General features: G+C 48.9%; 1 protein-coding gene. It reads right to left on the reverse strand.

Annotated elements, in window-relative coordinates; genetic code table 11:
* Positions 1–134: 134 nt before the first annotated feature.
* Positions 135–1,337: an IS110 family transposase gene (locus B5E43_RS14710; RefSeq protein ID WP_087397916.1), complete on the reverse strand. Its 1,203-nt coding sequence runs from the start codon at positions 1,335–1,337 to the stop codon at positions 135–137.
* Positions 1,338–1,634: the final 297 nt, after the last annotated feature.

The following is a 1,634-nucleotide window of genomic DNA, read 5'->3' on the forward strand; positions in this document are numbered from 1 at the left end:
AAACCTGCCAAGAGCTGTCAAGGCCTAAAAACACAAAAATAAAAAAGATAGTTCCTCGAAAATGGGCATAGCAAAACAGACCGTCGTATCTTGGCGGCCGTGGAGATGAAATGAAAATCATCGGTTAGATGAAACTACGGCTTCTCGAAATAGGCCATAACAGTGCCATAGTAGATTCTTAGAAACTTGTTTGCCGCAGCAGTCATGTAAACATAGTAGTGCTTGCCCTCCCGCCTTTTACGGTCAAGAAATTGGTATACAGGATCATCAGCGGGTGCATGTTGGATGATGGTGGACATGACTTGGAAAAGCGTTTTGCGCAGTCTGGGGGATCCGCGTTTGGAAATATGCCTATTCTTCGATTCAAAAGTACCGGACTGGCAGGGGGGTGCGTCCACGCCAGCAAAGGCCACTAAAGATTGCTTGCAGTGGAAGCGGCGCACATCGCCGATTTCTGCCATAAGTTGAGGGCCGAGGACAGGGCCAACACCGAACATCCGCATCACAATTGGATACTCTGGAAGCTGTGAAGCCAGCGTGAGCATCTCATGTTGAATCGCAGAAATTGTTTCTATGATCATGTTGAGCTGAGCTACCGCATGGGTGATGAGGCTCTGGATTGCAGAGGACATTGGAAGCGTATCCACCTGCGAGCCAGCGTGGGAATAGATGGCCACAGCCTTTTCTGCGTTGAATCTGTAACCGGCTTTGGCACACCATTTTCGATACTGGTTTGCGAACGCTTTCTCGGAGTTCCCACAAACGCACTGGCGGTGCCAAAACTTTCCGGCAAAATCCACCCACTTTTCGTGCCCATCCGTATCTCTGGGGGCGCTTTTGAGCAATGTATTGACGCCAGGAAATGTCCCATCCAACAATGCAATCAGATTGTTTTTGAGATTGACCTTCAATCTTATGTACTGGTCGTACTGGCGGCGGCATGTTTTGAGTGTCTGCCGGATCTGATCAGTAGGAGAGTAGCGCTCTAGATCTGTCCAACGGTCAAGGCAGTAATTCGCAATTTTCACAGCGTCCAGTTTGTCTGTCTTGCCCTTTCGGATGGAATTGTTGCCATATTTATAGATTAGTAGTGCGTTCACGGCAGAGACAAAAAAGCCGGCATCGTGCAACACTTTGGCGATAGGCTGCCAGTAGCTCCCAGTGTACTCCATGACGATCCGTGTTTCTCCAGGCAACTTCTCCAGAAAGCAAGCCAGTTTCCTTAACTCTGTATCCGTATGGGATACCTCGAATGGTTCCGCAATCACTTCACCAAAGGGGCGCATAATGGCTACCGTGCTTTTTCCCTTGGAAACGTCGATTCCCACTGCATTCATTACCCTGTTTCCCTCCGCTCAATTATTTTCAAATTGGCTACCATCGTTTTCCCACTGCCGATTCAAATTGCTTGGTCACACGAACATCCTGGTTTTCCAGTGGTTCAACCTGCCTCAACCGAACGCTACAGTGGAAGGATGGCTGACTGTTTAGCAGCCGGACATGGTTAGTCCATTAAAAGTCTCGTCAGGCCAATTTCCCTTCCATTGTAGCTTAGGCGTGAGTACGAGAAAAGCACGCCTGGCTGGCGTGCTCCTCCCGCCTGTTGGCATTGTAGCAATAAAAGTCAAGTAGAA

Origin of the sequence: Flavonifractor sp. An100, assembly GCF_002161175.1 — a bacterium.
GTDB lineage: Bacteria > Bacillota > Clostridia > Oscillospirales > Oscillospiraceae > Lawsonibacter.